General features: G+C 65.4%; 19 protein-coding genes. 9 read left to right on the forward strand and 10 right to left on the reverse strand.

The window, feature by feature from the left end:
• Positions 1-130: 130 nt before the first annotated feature.
• The 3 genes from ACQR1I_RS14675 to ACQR1I_RS14685 all read left to right on the forward strand — a co-directional run bounded on the left by ACQR1I_RS14675 (position 131) and on the right by ACQR1I_RS14685 (position 1,569).
• Complete coding sequence (locus ACQR1I_RS14675; protein WP_434867441.1) at positions 131-496, forward strand: hypothetical protein; 366 nt, start codon at positions 131-133, stop codon at positions 494-496.
• Positions 497-631: 135 nt separating this feature from the next.
• Positions 632-1,045, forward strand: coding sequence for a response regulator (locus tag ACQR1I_RS14680; protein ID WP_434867225.1), 414 nt, complete (start codon positions 632-634; stop codon positions 1,043-1,045).
• A gap of 110 nt (positions 1,046-1,155) precedes the next feature.
• Positions 1,156-1,569 carry a group II truncated hemoglobin gene (locus tag ACQR1I_RS14685; protein WP_434867224.1) on the forward strand — a complete coding sequence of 138 codons (414 nt, stop codon included), beginning with the start codon at positions 1,156-1,158 and terminating at the stop codon, positions 1,567-1,569.
• Between the two features lie 12 nt (positions 1,570-1,581).
• On the opposite strand, the gene ACQR1I_RS14690 is transcribed toward ACQR1I_RS14685, so the two are convergent.
• From ACQR1I_RS14690 to ACQR1I_RS14710, 5 genes are all read right to left on the reverse strand, one after another.
• Positions 1,582-1,776 (reverse strand): hypothetical protein, encoded by a 195-nt coding sequence (locus ACQR1I_RS14690; protein WP_434867223.1) that lies wholly within the window; start codon positions 1,774-1,776, stop codon positions 1,582-1,584.
• 44 nt (positions 1,777-1,820) lie between these two features.
• The gene (locus tag ACQR1I_RS14695; protein WP_434867222.1) at positions 1,821-2,219 is read right to left on the reverse strand and encodes an NUDIX hydrolase; all 399 of its coding nucleotides are present in this window, start codon (positions 2,217-2,219) and stop codon (positions 1,821-1,823) included.
• Positions 2,220-2,337: 118 nt separating this feature from the next.
• Complete coding sequence (locus ACQR1I_RS14700; protein WP_434867221.1) at positions 2,338-2,826, reverse strand: hypothetical protein; 489 nt, start codon at positions 2,824-2,826, stop codon at positions 2,338-2,340.
• A 709-nt stretch (positions 2,827-3,535) separates the two neighbouring features.
• Entirely contained in the window at positions 3,536-3,712 is a 177-nt protein-coding gene (locus ACQR1I_RS14705) for a hypothetical protein (protein WP_434867220.1), read from the reverse strand.
• 10 nt (positions 3,713-3,722) lie between these two features.
• The gene (locus ACQR1I_RS14710; protein WP_434867219.1) at positions 3,723-3,974 is read right to left on the reverse strand and encodes a hypothetical protein; all 252 of its coding nucleotides are present in this window, start codon (positions 3,972-3,974) and stop codon (positions 3,723-3,725) included.
• A gap of 317 nt (positions 3,975-4,291) precedes the next feature.
• On the opposite strand from ACQR1I_RS14710, the gene ACQR1I_RS14715 reads away from it, so the two are divergent.
• Complete coding sequence (locus ACQR1I_RS14715; protein WP_434867218.1) at positions 4,292-4,645, forward strand: DUF6481 family protein; 354 nt, start codon at positions 4,292-4,294, stop codon at positions 4,643-4,645.
• A gap of 118 nt (positions 4,646-4,763) precedes the next feature.
• Here the strand turns inward: ACQR1I_RS14715 and ACQR1I_RS14720 are convergent, their stop codons facing one another.
• A complete protein-coding gene (locus ACQR1I_RS14720; protein WP_434867217.1) occupies positions 4,764-5,000 on the reverse strand; it encodes a pentapeptide MXKDX repeat protein in 237 nt (78 codons plus the stop codon).
• A 354-nt stretch (positions 5,001-5,354) separates the two neighbouring features.
• Between ACQR1I_RS14720 and ACQR1I_RS14725 the strand changes: the two genes are divergently transcribed.
• Genes ACQR1I_RS14725 through ACQR1I_RS14735 form a run of 3 tightly spaced genes read left to right on the forward strand, consistent with a single transcriptional unit; the run spans position 5,355 to position 8,278 of the window.
• Positions 5,355-6,377 (forward strand): TRAP transporter substrate-binding protein, encoded by a 1,023-nt coding sequence (locus tag ACQR1I_RS14725; protein WP_434867216.1) that lies wholly within the window; start codon positions 5,355-5,357, stop codon positions 6,375-6,377.
• Between the two features lie 3 nt (positions 6,378-6,380).
• Positions 6,381-6,923: a TRAP transporter small permease gene (locus ACQR1I_RS14730; RefSeq protein ID WP_434867215.1), complete on the forward strand. Its 543-nt coding sequence runs from the start codon at positions 6,381-6,383 to the stop codon at positions 6,921-6,923.
• Positions 6,920-8,278: a TRAP transporter large permease gene (locus ACQR1I_RS14735; protein ID WP_434867214.1), complete on the forward strand. Its 1,359-nt coding sequence runs from the start codon at positions 6,920-6,922 to the stop codon at positions 8,276-8,278. Before ACQR1I_RS14730 ends, ACQR1I_RS14735 begins: the two co-directional genes overlap by 4 nt.
• Positions 8,279-8,357: 79 nt before the next feature.
• Here ACQR1I_RS14735 and ACQR1I_RS14740 read toward each other — a convergent pair whose 3' ends face one another.
• The 3 genes from ACQR1I_RS14740 to ACQR1I_RS14750 are packed head-to-tail and all read right to left on the reverse strand — an operon-like array spanning position 8,358 to position 12,909.
• Positions 8,358-9,269, reverse strand: coding sequence for a hydroxymethylglutaryl-CoA lyase (locus ACQR1I_RS14740; RefSeq protein WP_434867213.1), 912 nt, complete (start codon positions 9,267-9,269; stop codon positions 8,358-8,360).
• 23 nt (positions 9,270-9,292) lie between these two features.
• Positions 9,293-11,299, reverse strand: a complete 2,007-nt coding sequence (locus ACQR1I_RS14745) for an acetyl/propionyl/methylcrotonyl-CoA carboxylase subunit alpha (RefSeq protein ID WP_434867212.1) — start codon at positions 11,297-11,299, stop codon at positions 9,293-9,295.
• 2 nt (positions 11,300-11,301) lie between these two features.
• Positions 11,302-12,909 (reverse strand): carboxyl transferase domain-containing protein, encoded by a 1,608-nt coding sequence (locus ACQR1I_RS14750; RefSeq protein ID WP_434867211.1) that lies wholly within the window; start codon positions 12,907-12,909, stop codon positions 11,302-11,304.
• Between the two features lie 328 nt (positions 12,910-13,237).
• On the opposite strand from ACQR1I_RS14750, the gene ACQR1I_RS14755 reads away from it, so the two are divergent.
• Positions 13,238-13,888 (forward strand): TetR/AcrR family transcriptional regulator, encoded by a 651-nt coding sequence (locus tag ACQR1I_RS14755; protein WP_434867210.1) that lies wholly within the window; start codon positions 13,238-13,240, stop codon positions 13,886-13,888.
• A complete protein-coding gene (locus tag ACQR1I_RS14760; RefSeq protein ID WP_434867209.1) occupies positions 13,885-14,373 on the forward strand; it encodes an Lrp/AsnC family transcriptional regulator in 489 nt (162 codons plus the stop codon). Before ACQR1I_RS14755 ends, ACQR1I_RS14760 begins: the two co-directional genes overlap by 4 nt.
• Positions 14,374-14,444: 71 nt before the next feature.
• Here ACQR1I_RS14760 and ACQR1I_RS14765 read toward each other — a convergent pair whose 3' ends face one another.
• Positions 14,445-14,750, reverse strand: a complete 306-nt coding sequence (locus tag ACQR1I_RS14765; RefSeq protein ID WP_172236498.1) for an ETC complex I subunit — start codon at positions 14,748-14,750, stop codon at positions 14,445-14,447.
• Positions 14,751-14,777 lie beyond the last annotated feature (27 nt).

Consider the following 14,777-nt stretch of genomic DNA (forward strand, 5'->3'; position numbering starts at 1 on the left):
CCCGGAAGATCGAACGGGAGAACGACCTCACTGAAAGTTCCGGGCTTGACGAAACAGTCACAAACCCGACAAAGATTGCGCCAAAGTGTCGCGGCGGAGGTGTTCCATGCGATATGTCGACGGCGCGGTGATGTTCTTCAGCCTGTGGCTGCTGGCGTCCATGCTTCTCGACGCCCTGACGCCGCCGGAATTTACCTTCTACATGATCGGCCCCGCGATCGCACCCGCGGTGCTGGTCACCGGCTTCCTGTATTGGCTGCGCATCCCGCCGCTCGACTTCGCCGTCGTCTTCGCGACGCTCTGGATGGTCTCCGAGATGGCACTCGAGATGATCGCCCCGAAGCCGCTGTCGCCGCTGATGGCCGTGGTCGCGGTCGCGCCGCTTGTCGTCGCCGGGATCCTCGTGAACGTCCGGCAGTGGCGGCGGATGCGCGGACACGTCAGGCCGGTCGCGTCCGCCGCGATCAAGGGCGCCGCAGTCCCGGGTCCACGTTAGCGCCGGTCCTCTTGTGCACATACGCGTGCACAAATTTCCGTAATTCTACGGGAATGAAAATTTACGCGGAACTCAGAAACCGGCTCTTAAGCTCTGAATGCCCATCAAGAGCCGATACACAGCCGCGCAGGGACCATGCTCAACGAACTTCTCGTGATCGAAGATGCCGACGTTCATCTCTCGATCCTGCGCAAGATCGCCGTGCAGGCGGGCTTTGCGACGACCGGCGTGAACTCGGTGGACGGCGCCATGAGCGTGCTGCGCCGGCGCAACTTCGAATGCATCACCCTCGACCTCAATCTCGGCGAACGCTCCGGCACGGAAGTGCTGCAGCTGCTGTCCGACATGAAGTCGCGCACGCCGATCCTGATCATCAGCGGTTCCGACGACCAGACCCGCGACATCACGGTGCGCGCGGGCAAGATTCTCGGCCTCAACGTCTTCCCGCCGTTCTCGAAACCGGTCGACCTCGCGCTGCTGCGCCAGACGCTGCGCCAGATTGCAGCCGACACCGACCGGCAGCGCCTCGTCAAAGCCAATCTCCGCTAGTACGCGATTCCTCGCCTTAGGCGACACCGGCTGCTCGCTTTGATTCAGATCAAGGCGCAGCCCGACCGCCGCCTGTTGGCTCTCAACGAGGCGAACGGGAACGAGATGCAATGACGGCAGCGGAGTCAGCCAGCGAAGCAGTTGTGGTCGAGGCCACGCCCTACGAGCTTGTCGGCGGGGAAGCGGGCGTTCGGCGCCTGGCCGAGCGGTTCTATACGATCATGGACGAGGAGCCGGACGCGCGCCGAATTCGCGCCATGCACGATGCGGATCTCGGGCCGATCAAGCAGCTGCTATTTGAGTTCCTGAGCGGCTGGCTGGGCGGGCCGGCGCTGTATTTCGAGCGCGCGGAGCACCGCTGCATCATGTCGGCGCATCGGCCCTACCCGATTGGCGATGCCGAGCGCGACGAATGGATGACGTGCATGCGCCGTGCGATGTTCGACTGCGACATCACCGGCGACATGTACGATCTTCTGGACCGGGCGTTCCTGCGCATGGCGAACGCGTTTCGCACGCGCTAGGCAAGCTGACGTTCAGCCGTGCTTCCCAGCTGATTCGCGCGCGAGTCGCTCGGCGCGAAGCCGCTCACGGTTCTTGTAGAAGGCCCGCTGGGCCTCCTCGTGCTCGCGCATGGCCTGCTCGGCATCGGCCTTGCGCACGGCATCGCGCGCCTTTCGCTCCTCGGGCGTCAAGACGCGCGGCGGTCTGGCTGTGCTTTCGTAAGTCATGCCGATACAACGCGTAGCGCCGCGAGACGTTCCCCGGGCCGAAGCTAGGCCTTGCGCGAACTCGGCTTGCGCGGGAACAGCCGGTCGCGGATGTAGCGCGAGGTCGGGGTCAGGCTCAGCCCGTAGGGCTTCTGCCAGACGGCGCGGTCGATCTCGTCCTTGTCGCCGATCTCCAGCCGTCCCTTCGCGTGCTTGGCGATGAAAATCGCATCGCTCATCTTGCGTCCCGAACGTTTGTTGGTGGCCGTGACTTCCTTCCAGAGCTTGAGACGGCCAAGCTTAAGCTTCGGCAGCTCTTCTTTGATCTCGCGCTTGAGGCAGTCCTTCGCAGTTTCCCGCGCCCGTTTGCGTCCGCCCGGAAACATCCAGCGGCCGTCAACGCGCCGCCGCACCAAAAGAACCTTTCCGCCCTTGGCGGCAACGAGCTTGGACGCCTTGGCCATGGCCTCGGAAACTCTTGATACGAGCAATGCAGCGGACCCTAACAGGATTCGCTCCAATTCCCGCTCCGGACCTTTTCGGAGCCTCCGCGGCTGCGGCGTCGCGATCGACCTCCCTGGTTCAGTAGCAGGACCGCGGATCGACCGCGACGTATTGTCCGGACGGATAGCGGTAGTAGCAATTGCCTTGCGACAGGTAGTAGCCCGGCCGAGACGCGGCGGAGGCTCCTGCGATCGCGCCGGTGGCGCCACCGATCACGGCACCCGCAGCCGCACCGCCGGCCTTTCCGGTCAGAATGCCACCAAGCACACCGCCGATGATGGCGCCGCCGAGCGCGCTGGCGCCGGGGTCCGGGTCAGCCGGCGGGGCCGGTTCATAGGCGACTGGGGGCGGCGCCGGCTCATAGACCGTCGCCGGCGCATAGACGACGTCGTCGGCGTAGTCGTCGGAGACATAGGTCGGCGGCCCTTCCATCGGCTCCGCATAATAATACCAGACACCGCCAACGTCCCACCACCAGCCCGGACGGCCGTTATGGACCTCATGGCGCCAGCGGCCGCCTTCCCAGCCGATTCTGCCGCGATAGCGTTGTCCGCCATAGTCACGCACAGCGATCGTCCCACGGGCATAGCGTCCATCCACGGGCCGACCGACGACGGCGGGGCCAGGTCCGGGCCGCGGACCGGCGCCATGCTCGAAACGACCGCGGTCAGCGCCAGGAGGCAGCGGGTGCGCCTGCTGCGCCACAGGAGCCGGTGGCCCGCCCTGTGGCATCACCATAGCGCGTGCCGGCGGCCCCCCCGGCTGTCCCTGAACGGGTCCTTGCCGCGGCGACTGAGCCTGCGGTGCTGGGCCGCCGGGTCCACCTGCCTGGGGCTGACGGACGACACCGGGCGGACGGCCGTGCGGCGGGTGTCCAGGGCCGCCCTGGTCCGGCGACGGCCCTTGGCCTTGTCCATAAACAGGCAAGGCAACCGCGGTCAGTATCGCCAGCGCAGGCAGCCATGATCTGGATGCGACGAAAACTGTCATGCTTGCCTACCCCTCACTCGCCCGCCCTCTGCGGGATTGCTGCCCGAGCCGAGACCAGATCCCGTGTCGGTCCCATGCATCACCGATTGCGTCAGCGATGCCTATCCGCGCGCAGCGCGGGCCTTCTCGAACACACCACACGCTTCGCGACAAAGTCGGTAAAATCGCGACGATTTTGCGGCCGCAGCCGTCGCGCCGTCCGAGTATATCGGCAAGCGACGTTGATTCGCCGCCATGATCGGAAACGACAGGCGTGCGGATCAGGACCAGGGCCGCAAGGCGGACATCAGCGGTTCGGCTCGATCACGTTGCAATTGGAGCGGCCCGAGATCAGGCAATCCTGCATCTTGCTGGCAGACGTCAGGCTGTGCGCCAGCCACAACCCGAACAGAATCATCGCCGCTGCGAACACCAGCCCCGCCACTGCGCCGCCCCGCCCATTGCCCGCGTCTCTTTCGCTCATCGCGGATCGCCTACACCGGCTGCGGATGGACGGCATCAGCATGAGGCTCGGACGGTTGGCGCGACGCAGGCATCGTCGATTCGATCCGCGTGCAGCTGGTCACCCAGAGCAGCTTGCCACAGTCCCACTCCGCGCCGAGCACCCCCTTCGGCGCCGCTCGGGGATGGGCAAGTACCGCAGTCATGACCATCGCACTGACGGCCGAGGCAAAAAGGATGAGCACGAGCGTGATACGTCCGCGCCTCGCAAACATCGAGGTCATGGCGGTAGACTCCTCTGGAAGGCACATCCAAAGGGTGCGCCAATGCCCGAGCCTGTGAGGCAATTCACAGCGGGCCGACCTTCGTCAGCTTGACGGGGGGATGCTTACATAGCCACCGGCCCGCGCCATGCAAGCGCCAAACCTGCGCAATGTGCCGGAAGCGCGATAAAGCATTTGTCATCGACGCGTGCGATCCTATACACACGGCCTCGCGTCAGCCTGGGCTCGGTTCACGACATCGTGGAGAAAGAGCTGCCGGCGCATGCAGCCCGAACCCCATTATCTAGCAACACCAGTAGCGAAGTGACGACGTCTCCATGAGAGGATTCAAGGAACCCGGATTTGCCGATCGGCAGAAGGCCGCGCAGCAGGCCCGCCAGGGCATCTTACAGAAGTTCAAGGCGCAGCCCGGGCCGGATGATCCCGAGGTTGTGAAGCGCCGGCAGGAGCGCGAAGCTGCGGCGGCGCGCCGCGAGCAGCAGCGCCTCGAACGCGAAGCCGCCAAGGCCGAGCAGATGCGGATCGAGGAAGAGACAAAAGCCGCCGAGGCCGAACGGCTTGCCCGCGAGGCGGAAGAAGCTGCCGCTCGCGCGGCCGATCTGGAAGCCGAGCAGAAGGCCAAGCGCGACGCGCGCTATGCCGCGCGCAAGGCACGCGGCAAAAAGAAGTGATCTAGCCCGGCCATTTACAGGTCGGACCGTCGAGCGGCGCCATGGTGAGTTGCTCACCACGGCGCCTGCAAACTCGCGCGAACGGCTATGCGCCGAACGTGATCGGCGAACGGTCCGCTCAGTTCTTCTTCATCATGCCGTCGTCCTTCTTCATGCTGTCCTTGGACATGGCATCTTTCTTCATCCCGTCCTTGGCCATCGAATCCTTCTTCATCCCGTCGTGGGACATCGAGTCCTTCTTCATGGCGTCGTCCTTGCTCATCTTGTCCTCGGCGAAGGCCGCAGGAACGGCCGCGACGTTGAGGGCGAAAACGGCAGCGGAGATGCTGAGGATGAGGCGGCTACGATTGGTCATGATGATCGCTCCTTCGAGGGCGGGTTGGACGGCAATGATGTGCCGCTCCTCAGTCTCGACGCATCGGGACGAGCGATTGTTACGGGCCTAAGAATTTTTTCTGCGCGACAAGCTTGAATCAAACTTTGTCGGTGTTTGAACGGTCGACACAATTTTGCCCGGCGAACGCATGTTAGTACAACCCGCATCGGGACTCTCAGGCTGGGCAGTTGCGCCGCAGCAATATGTCGCCTCCCATGCATTTGACCTCGAACGAACTGTATTGTTCGGCTACAGGTATGCCAGCAGACCGGCTCGCAGAGTGCGCTCATGAACCGGCCGGAACCCAATCAGAAGTTGTACAGGGGAACTCCAATGCTTTCACGCCGCCAAGTCATCGCGTCCGCGCTCGCTGCACCCGCCATTCTGCGCTTTGGAACCGGCACGGCTCACGCGGCGACCACCCTGAAGATCTCCCACCAATTCCCCGGTGGAACCATTGACAAGGGCGACTTCCGCGACCGTCTCTGCCGCGTCTTCGCCGAGGAGGTGTCGAAGCGCTCGGGCGGCGAGATCGCGTCCGAAATCTACCCCAACTCGTCGCTGATCAAGACCGTCGCGCAGTTCTCGGCGATGCGAAAAGGTGCCCTCGACATCAGCCTCTATCCGATGCCGTACGCGGGGGGTGAGCTTCCCGAAACCAACATCGGACTGATGCCGGGTCTCGTCACCACCTACGATCAGGGGATGCGCTGGAAGAACGAGCCGGTCGGCAAGGCGCTCAGCGATTTCCTCGCAGACAAGGGCATCATCCTCCTGTCCTGGATCTGGCAGGCCGGCGGCGTTGCCAGCCGCTCGCGTCCGCTGCTGACCCCCGAGGACGCAAAAGGCATGAAGGTTCGCGGCGGCTCGCGCGAGATGGACATGGTGCTGCAGACCGCCGGTGCGTCGGTGCTCTCGGTTCCGTCGAACGAAATCTATACGGCGATGCAGACCGGCGCGTGCGATGCCGGCATCACCTCCTCCACCAGCCTGATCTCGTTCCGCCTCGAGGAAGTCTCGAAGGCGCTGACCTCCGGCGCCAAGGCCTCCTATTGGTTCATGCTCGAGCCGCTGATGATGTCGAAGGCGAGCTTCGACAAGCTGCCGAAGAACCAGCAGGACATCATCCTCACCGTCGGCGCCGAGCTCGAGGCGTTCGGGCGCAAGGGCGCGCAGGAGGACGACATCGAGGTCGCCAAGGTCTACGAGAAGGCTGGCGCCAAGGTCTCCGAGCTCGATGCCGAGACCGTGAACAAATGGCGCGACATCGCCCGCGACACCGCCTGGAAGGACTATGGCGGCAAGTCGGCCAGCTGCGCCAAGCTGCTCAAGCTCGCCTCCGACGTCGCGGCCTGATTGATGCACGCTCCCGTCTCCGATAGCGAGGCTACGCCGACTGGCGCCAGCGGACCGCTGGCGCCTATTCAGCGTGTGATCTCCGCTCTCAACAGCATTATCGTCGTTTTCGCCGCGATCGCGCTGGTCGCGGCCTGCATCATCCTGAGCTACAGCGTGGCCGGTCGCGCGCTGTTCAAGGCCGCCAATTATTGGCAGGACGAGGCCGCCGTGTTCCTGCTGGTTGGCGCCACCTTCATGACCGCCTCCTACGTCCAGGAGCATCGCGGCCATGTCAGCATCGAGGCCTTCGTCGGGCTGATGTCGCCGCTGGCCAACAAGATCCGGCTCTGGCTCGTCGACGTCGCCAGCTTTTTGTTTTGTGCCTTCTTCACTTGGAAGTCCTGGACCCTCACCCATGAGGCGTTCGAGGATGGCCAAGTGTCCAACTCGATGTGGTCGCCGCCGCTCGCCATCCCCTACGGCCTGATGGCCGCCGGCATGACTCTGCTGTGCATCCAGTTGCTGCTTCAGGTCATTGCGCCGCTGACCGGAGCGCGTCGATGAGCGTGTTTGGAATCGGGGTTGCCTACGGGGTTGCGACCCTGTTTGCGATGTTTGCGGGCATGCCGATCGCGTTCGCGCTCGGCGCCGTCGCCGTGGTCTTCATGGCGATCTACATGCCGACCGCCTCGCTCGATACGGTGACGCAGAACGTCTACGAGGAGATGGCGTCGATCACGCTGCTGTCGATCCCGCTGTTCATCCTCAAAGGCGCCGCCATCGGCCGCTCGCGCGCCGGCCAGGATCTCTACTCGGCGCTGCACGCCTGGCTGCATCGCGTGCCCGGCGGCCTGGGCGTCGCAAACGTGTTCGCCTGCGCGCTGTTCGCGGCGATGGCGGGATCGTCACCGGCGACCTGCTCGGCGATCGGCTCGGCCGGCATTCCCGAGATGCGCAAGCGCGGCTATTCCGGCGGCTTCGCGGCCGGCATCATCGCCGCCGGCGGCACGCTCGGCATCCTCCTGCCGCCGTCGATCACGATGATTCTGTTCGCGATTGCCGCGGAGAAATCGCTTGGACGCCTGTTCCTCGCCGGCATCGGCCCGGGACTGCTGCTGGTCACGCTGTTCGGCCTCTATGCCGTCGTGCGCTTCCGGCAGGAATATGCGCGGGCGAAAGCGGTCTACGAGAAATCAGGCACCTGGTCGGACATCCTGACCAAGGACGAGTACACCATGGCGCAGCGCTTCTCGGTGCTGCCGCGGGTGATCCCGTTCGTGCTGCTGCTGACCGGCGTGATGGTGGCGCTCTATGGCGGTCTGGCCACGCCGTCGGAGACTGCTGGCCTTGGCGGCATCCTCGCGCTGGTGCTGATTGCGATCATCTACCGGGTCTGGAGCCCGACCGATCTCGCGCCGATCATGAAGGCGACCTTGCGCGAGTCGACCATGCTGATGCTGATCATCGGCATGTCGCTGCTGTACTCCTACGTGATGAGCTATCTGCACATCTCGCAGTCGGTCGCGGAGTCGATCGTGGCGATGCACCTGCCGCGCTGGGAGCTGCTGTTCGCGATCCTCTTGATGGTGGTCGTGCTCGGCTTCTTCCTGCCGCCGGTCTCGATCATCCTGATGACGGCGCCGATCATCCTGCCGCCGCTGCGGGCGGCGAATTTCGACATCATCTGGTTCGGCGTCGTCATGACGATCGTGATGGAGATGGGCCTGATTCACCCGCCGGTGGGCTTGAACATCTTCGTCATCCGCAACGTCGCGCCTGATATTCCGCTGCGCGAGGTGATCTGGGGTACGCTGCCGTTTGTGCTGCTGATGATGGCGGCCGTGCTACTGCTGTGCTTCGTGCCGCAGATCTCGACGGCGCTGCCGGATTTCGTGATGGGGCCGGATCTCAGCCGCTAGCGCGGCCGCGAGTGGCCAATAGAGAGTAGCGAATAGGGATCGGAGATCAGTCGGGCCTCCCTTCCCTACTCGCCGTTCGCTACTCGCTACTCGCCCGTTTCGCTTTCGCATTCAGCGCCGCGGCGACGCGGCTGACCGGCGGGCGGCCGAGCAGGCGGCTCATTTCGTTGGTCGCTGCCAAGAGCTTCGTCATGTCGACGCCGGTGCGGATGCCCATGCCTTCGAGCATGTAGACGACGTCCTCGGTCGCGACATTGCCGGTCGCGCCGGGCGCAAACGGGCAGCCGCCGAGGCCGCCGGCGGCGGCGTCGATGACGCGGACGCCCTCCTCCATGCCGGCATAGAGATTGGCCAGGGCCTGGCCGTAGGTGTCGTGGAAATGCATCGCCAGATGCGACACCGGCACGTCGTCGCAGACGGCGCGCAGCATCTGCTTGGCCTTCACGGGCGTGCCGACGCCGATGGTGTCGCCGAGCGAGACCTCGTAGCAGCCGAGGTCCCACAGCGCCTTGGCGACGTCGGCCACCGCCTGCGGCTTGATCTCGCCTTCATAGGGACAACCCAGCACGCAGGAGACGTAGCCGCGCACCTTGATGCCGTCGGTCTTGGCGTGGGCGACGACCGGCTTGAATCGCTCGAGCGATTCCTCGATTCCGCAGTTGATGTTGGCGCGGGAGAAGCTCTCGGACGCCGCTGTGAACACCGAGATCACCTTGGCCCCGGCCGCACGCGCAGCCTCGTAGCCCTTCACGTTGGGCACCAGCACGTGGAATTCGCCGGGCAGCGCGGCGACGCTGCGCATCACCTCGTCCGAGCCCACCATCTGCGGAATCGCCTTGGGCGAGACGAACGCGCCGACCTCGACGGTGCGCAGGCCGGCGTCAACCAGGGCACGGACGAAGGCGATGCGATCGGCCACGCTGACGGACGTCTTCTCGTTCTGCAGGCCGTCGCGCGGGCCCATTTCGATGATGCGCACGCTCTCGCTCATGCTGACCTCTTTGGGTTTGAGGATCAGGCGGAGGGTTCGACTTCCGCCAGCTCGACGCCTTCCTGCACGATGTCGCCGACCTTGCACTTGATGGCCTTGAGCACACCCGCAAACGGCGCGCGCAAGGTCTGCTCCATCTTCATCACCTCCAGCGTCAGGATCGCCGCGCCCTTCTCCAGCACGGCGCCCTCCTGCGCCAGCAACGCCACCACGGTGCCCGGCAAGGGCGCCACGATCTTGTCCTCGCCGCTTTGCTCTTCGTCGTCGCCGCCGAACGGATCGATCCAGTGCAGATCGAACCGGCCATTGCGGGTGCGCAGATACAGCTCGTGCCCCTCGATGACGGCCACCACATGGGATTTGACACCGTCGCGCACAAGGTCGAAGCCGCCGTCATCGGTCGGAACTGCGGAAAACGAACTTTCACGGCCTTCGACCGAAAGGGTCTGCACGCCCGGGCCATACGACAACGTGACAGTCTGCGGCTCGCTGCCTGCGCCCTGGCGGAACGATAAGACGCGCTGCCGCAGGCCGACGGGCATCCAGCCGGAGGCGCGCCAGGGTGATCCCTGCTCCGCCATGGCCGCTCTCTGCTCATCCGTCAGGATCGCGGCAACCGCTGCGCAGAGTTCGAGATCTCCGGCCGCCGCGCCTGACTGGGTCAGATGCGCCAGATGGCGTTCGATGAAGCCGGTGTCGATCGCATTCGCGACGACGTCGGGGTGCGTCAGCAGCGCCGACAGGAACGGGATGTTGCTGACGATGCCGCGGACGTCAGTATCCTCCAATCCGCGATTGAGCCGCTCGATCGCGACCTCGCGCGTCGGCGCCCAGGCGATCATCTTGGCGAGCATCGCGTCGTAATAGGGCGACACGCTATCGCCCTCGCGATAGCCGGCATCGATGCGCAGACCGCCGGCTTCCGCCGGAAGCCGCCAGGTCTTGATGGTCCCGACCGAAGGCATGAAGTTCTTGGCCGGGTTCTCGGCGTAGACGCGGGCCTCGATCGCATGGCCGTGCAGCCGGATCTGGTCCTGCTTCAGCGGCAGCTGTTCGCCGAAGGCGACGCGGAGCTGCCATTCGACGAGGTCGACGCCGGTGATCAGCTCGGTGACGGGATGCTCGACCTGCAGCCGCGTGTTCATCTCGATGAAGAACACGTCGCGGCCGTCGGAGACGAACTCGATCGTTCCCGCTCCGACATAGCTGACGGCGCCGGCCGCCCGCCGCGCCGCGGCGCACACGGTCTCGCGCTGCGCCGGTGACAGCGTCGGCGACGGCGCCTCCTCGATCACCTTCTGATGCCGGCGCTGCAGCGTGCATTCGCGCTCGAACAGCGAGACCAGGTTGCCGTGGCTGTCGCCGACGATCTGCACCTCGATGTGGCGCGGGTTCTCGACGTACTTCTCGATCAGCACGCGGTCATCGCTGAACGCCGCCTTGGCCTCGCGCTTGGCGCTGGTGACGGCATCGGCGAGATCGCCCGCCGCATGGACCACGCGCATGCCGCGGCCGCCGCCGCCGGCGGAGGCCTTGATCAGCACGGGGAAGCCGATCCGCGCCGCCTCGTTGGCGAGCGTCGCCTCGTCCTGCGCCTCGCCGTGATAGCCGGGCACCAGCGGCACTCCCGCCTGCTCCATCAGAAATTTGGAGCCGGACTTGGAGCCCATCGCGGTGATCATCGCAGCCGTCGGGCCGACGAACACCAGTCCAGCGTCGAGACAGGCCTGGGCGAACTCCGCGCTTTCGGACAGGAAACCGTAGCCGGGATGGACCGCTTCGGCACCGGTCTGCTTCGCGGCCTCGATCAGCCGCTCGATGTTGAGATAGGAGTCGCGGGCCCGCGCCGGGCCGAGCAGCACCGCCTCGTCGGCCAGCGCGACGTGCTGCGCGTTGCGGTCCGCCTCGGAATAGACCGCGACGGTCTTCAATCCCATCGCGCGCGCGGTACGGATGACGCGCACGGCGATCTCGCCGCGATTGGCGATCAGGAGCTTGCGAAAGCGACGATACAATCCCGGGCGAACCATGATCACATCCTGAACAGGCCGAACCTGGTCGGCTCGACCGGGGCGTTGGCGGCAGCTGATAATCCGAGCCCGAGCACCAGGCGGGTGTCGGCGGGATCGATCACGCCGTCGTCCCACAGCCGCGCGGTCGCATAGTATGGATTGCCCTGCGCTTCGTATTGCGCACGGATGGGGCTGCGAAATTTCTCTTCCTCTTCCGCGGACCAGTTGTCGCCCTTGGCCTCGATGCCGTCGCGGCGGACCTGGCTCAGCACCATCGCCGCCTGCTCGCCACCCATCACCGAGATGCGCGCGTTCGGCCACATCCAGAGGAAGCGCGGCGCGTAGGCGCGGCCGCACATGCCGTAGTTGCCGGCGCCGTAAGAGCCGCCGATCACCACGGTGAATTTCGGCACCGAGGCGGTCGCAACCGCCGTCACCAGCTTGGCGCCGTCGCGCGCGATGCCGCCGGCCTCGTATTTCTTGCCGACCATGAAGCCGGTGATGTTCTGCAGGAACACCAGCGGAATGTTGCGCTGGCAGCACAATTCGATGAAGTGCGCGCCCTTCAGCGAGCTCTCGCTGAACAGGATGCCATTGTTGGCGATGATGCCGACCGGATGACCCCAGATGTGGGCAAAGCCGCACACCAGCGTCTGGCCATACAGCTTCTTGAACTCGTCGAACTCCGAGCCGTCGACCACACGCGCAATGATGTCGCGCACATCGAACGGCTTGCGGCCGTCGACCGGCACGACGCCGTAGATCTCCTCGGCGGCATAACGCGGCTCACGGACCTCGCGCATGTTCAGCTGGGTGCGCGGACCCGGCGGCTTCAAGGTGCCGACGATGCGCCGCGCGATGCCGATCGCATGCGCATCGTTCTGCGCGTAGTGATCGGTCACGCCCGATTGCCGGGAATGCACGTCGGCGCCGCCGAGCTCCTCGGCGCTAACCACCTCGCCGGTCGCGGCCTTCACCAGCGGCGGGCCGCCGAGGAAGATGGTGCCCTGGTTGCGCACGATGATGCTCTCGTCGGACATCGCCGGCACATAGGCGCCGCCGGCCGTGCACGAGCCCATCACGATCGCGAGCTGCGGAATGCCGGCAGCCGACATCTGCGCCTGGTTGAAGAAGATGCGGCCGAAATGCCGCTCGTCCGGAAAGATCTCGTCCTGCAGCGGCAGGAAGGCGCCGCCGGAATCGACCATGTAGACGCAGGGCAGATTGTTCTGCCGCGCGATGTCCTGGGCGCGCAGATGCTTCTTCACCGTCATCGGATAGTAGGTGCCGCCCTTGATGGTGGCGTCGTTGGCAACGACGACGCACTCACGACCCGCGATCCGGCCGATGCCGGTGACGATGCTCGCGGAATGAACGTCGCCGCCATACAGCCCGTGCGCCGCCAACGGCGACAGCTCCAGGAATGCGGTGCCGGGATCGAGCAGCAGGTCGACGCGCTGGCGTGCCAGCATCTTGCCGCGCGACAGATGCCGCTTGCGCGAGGCCTCGCCGCCGCCCTCGGCGACCTGCGCCAGCTTGGCTCTGAGGTCGGCGACCAGGCCGCGCATTGCCTCGGCGTTGCGCGCAAAGTCTGACGACGAGGGATCGATGGTGGAATGCAGCGTCATGATCGGCGTCTTCGTTGCTTGGACCGGAGGGGAAGCGGTTGAGAGCACGCGTCAGACTGCGCGCGGCCGTGCCGGCCGCTGCCAGGGCGGGTGTACCATCTCTGGCGGCATGCTGTCCTCCCGTCCGCGGCGGCCGATTCGGGGCCGTCCCTCATTAACGAATTAAACGATCATACGTTTTTAAATTCTATTCTCAAGCGGATTGTTGTAGAGTTCGACCTGAACTTCAGCCCTTTGAGACGACGAGTGTTTTTGTATCCCAACCCAGGATGCGGATCGGATCGGGTTGCCAGCACCGGCACCCCCAGGCCGGTCCGGCGAGGCTGACATGGCACGCACGATCGGGTCGCATGGTCCGACGACGATGGAGGCCATCCGCAAGGCCGGCCTGCGGCTGATCTTCGAACATGGCTATGAGGCGATGAGCCTGCGCCAGCTCGCCGCCGAGGTCGGCATTCAGCCGGGCTCTCTCTATAATCACATCAGCACCAAGCAGGAGCTGCTGTCCGAGCTGATCCAGGACCACATCAACGACCTGCTGGGCGAGCTGGAGCTGGCGCTTCAGGACAAGCAGTCGCCGGTCGAACGCCTCCGGGCGTTCGTCGCCTTTCACGTCACCTACCACATGACCCGAAAGCGCGAGGTGTTCATCGCCAATTCGGAGCTGCGCAGCCTCGAGCCGCGCAACTATGAGGCGGTGGTCGCGCTGCGCGGAGCCTATGAGCGCCGGCTCGCCGACATCCTGACCGATGGCGTTGCGCAAGGCGTGTTCGACGTGGACGATGTCCAGGTCGCGACCTTTGCCATCATCGCGCTGCTGACCGGCCTGTGCAGCTGGTATCGTCCCGGTGGCCGACTGACCAGGGACGCGATCATCGCGGCGCATGAGAAGCTCGTGCTGTCCGGCGTCATGCCGCGGAGCGTGGCGGCCGGCGGCGCCGCGCCACGGCAAGACGGACCAGGCATTACCGAGCGATGACGCAGCGCCCCGACCTCGACGCGATCGACCGCAGGATCCTCGCGGAGCTCCAGGCCGACGGTCGCATCCGCATCAACGAGCTCGCCGACCGGGTCGGCATCTCGCACCCGAACTGCCTGCGACGGGTTCGTGCGCTGCGCGGCAGCGGGGTGATCAAGGGCATCCGCGCCACCATCGACGAACGGGCGCTGGGCTATGAGGTGGTCGCGTTCGTGACGATCCAGCTCGAGAGCCAGAACCAGGCGGCGCTGGCGGCGTTCGAGGCGGCGATCATGCCGCTGCCCTGGGTGCAGCAATGCTGGCGGCTGTCGGGGGACGCGGACTTCCTGCTGAAATGCGTCTCGACCGGGGTTGACGGCATGAGCCGGCAGCTGCGGCAATTTGCGGCCCTGCCCGGCGTTCGCACGATCAGAAGCCTGCCGTCGCTCGGCCAGTCGAAGGACGGGCTCCTGCCCATCCCCGGCCTCGATGGCAGGCCCGAATAGGGCTGGGAGATACCGCCGGCTGGTCAGCCCCGGACCTGCCCAGATCAGAGGGTCCAGACAGTGGGTTCGGGTCAGTGCGTCCAGGGCTCGCCGCGGCGGAAGGAGAAATTGTCGGCATAGGCGATCTGCCGCTTCACCGGCTCTTTCGGCTCGATCACCTGGTACGGAATACCCTTGCGCTCGCAATAGGCGATCGCCTCCTCCTTGCTGTCGAAGCGCAAGGTGACCTGCTGCTTCATGTCCGAGGAGGACGTCCAGCCCATCAGCGGCTCGACCGCGCGGGGCTGCTCCGGCTCGTAGTCCAGCTGCCAGTCCCGGGTCTTGGCCTTGCCGGATTGCATCGCGTTCTTGGCCGGCTTGAAAATGCGTGCGGTCATGGCGGGAAGAGCCCCTCGAAGCAGCGG

It is taken from the genome of Bradyrhizobium sp. HKCCYLS2038 (assembly GCF_051167655.1).
GTDB lineage: Bacteria > Pseudomonadota > Alphaproteobacteria > Rhizobiales > Xanthobacteraceae > Bradyrhizobium.

Excerpts from the sequence above, each read along its gene's own strand:
- ACQR1I_RS14675 (WP_434867441.1), top strand. The coding sequence starts at position 131 with ATGTTCTTCAGCCTGTGGCTGCTGGCGTCCATGCTTCTCGACGCCCTG.
- ACQR1I_RS14680 (WP_434867225.1), top strand. The coding sequence starts at position 632 with ATGCTCAACGAACTTCTCGTGATCGAAGATGCCGACGTTCATCTCTCG.
- ACQR1I_RS14685 (WP_434867224.1), top strand. The coding sequence starts at position 1,156 with ATGACGGCAGCGGAGTCAGCCAGCGAAGCAGTTGTGGTCGAGGCCACG.
- ACQR1I_RS14690 (WP_434867223.1), bottom strand. The coding sequence starts at position 1,776 with ATGACTTACGAAAGCACAGCCAGACCGCCGCGCGTCTTGACGCCCGAG.
- ACQR1I_RS14695 (WP_434867222.1), bottom strand. The coding sequence starts at position 2,219 with ATGGCCAAGGCGTCCAAGCTCGTTGCCGCCAAGGGCGGAAAGGTTCTT.
- ACQR1I_RS14705 (WP_434867220.1), bottom strand. The coding sequence starts at position 3,712 with ATGAGCGAAAGAGACGCGGGCAATGGGCGGGGCGGCGCAGTGGCGGGG.
- ACQR1I_RS14710 (WP_434867219.1), bottom strand. The coding sequence starts at position 3,974 with ATGACCTCGATGTTTGCGAGGCGCGGACGTATCACGCTCGTGCTCATC.
- ACQR1I_RS14715 (WP_434867218.1), top strand. The coding sequence starts at position 4,292 with ATGAGAGGATTCAAGGAACCCGGATTTGCCGATCGGCAGAAGGCCGCG.
- ACQR1I_RS14720 (WP_434867217.1), bottom strand. The coding sequence starts at position 5,000 with ATGACCAATCGTAGCCGCCTCATCCTCAGCATCTCCGCTGCCGTTTTC.
- ACQR1I_RS14725 (WP_434867216.1), top strand. The coding sequence starts at position 5,355 with ATGCTTTCACGCCGCCAAGTCATCGCGTCCGCGCTCGCTGCACCCGCC.
- ACQR1I_RS14730 (WP_434867215.1), top strand. The coding sequence starts at position 6,381 with ATGCACGCTCCCGTCTCCGATAGCGAGGCTACGCCGACTGGCGCCAGC.
- ACQR1I_RS14735 (WP_434867214.1), top strand. The coding sequence starts at position 6,920 with ATGAGCGTGTTTGGAATCGGGGTTGCCTACGGGGTTGCGACCCTGTTT.
- ACQR1I_RS14740 (WP_434867213.1), bottom strand. The coding sequence starts at position 9,269 with ATGAGCGAGAGCGTGCGCATCATCGAAATGGGCCCGCGCGACGGCCTG.
- ACQR1I_RS14745 (WP_434867212.1), bottom strand. The coding sequence starts at position 11,299 with ATGGTTCGCCCGGGATTGTATCGTCGCTTTCGCAAGCTCCTGATCGCC.
- ACQR1I_RS14750 (WP_434867211.1), bottom strand. The coding sequence starts at position 12,909 with ATGACGCTGCATTCCACCATCGATCCCTCGTCGTCAGACTTTGCGCGC.
- ACQR1I_RS14755 (WP_434867210.1), top strand. The coding sequence starts at position 13,238 with ATGGCACGCACGATCGGGTCGCATGGTCCGACGACGATGGAGGCCATC.
- ACQR1I_RS14760 (WP_434867209.1), top strand. The coding sequence starts at position 13,885 with ATGACGCAGCGCCCCGACCTCGACGCGATCGACCGCAGGATCCTCGCG.
- ACQR1I_RS14765 (WP_172236498.1), bottom strand. The coding sequence starts at position 14,750 with ATGACCGCACGCATTTTCAAGCCGGCCAAGAACGCGATGCAATCCGGC.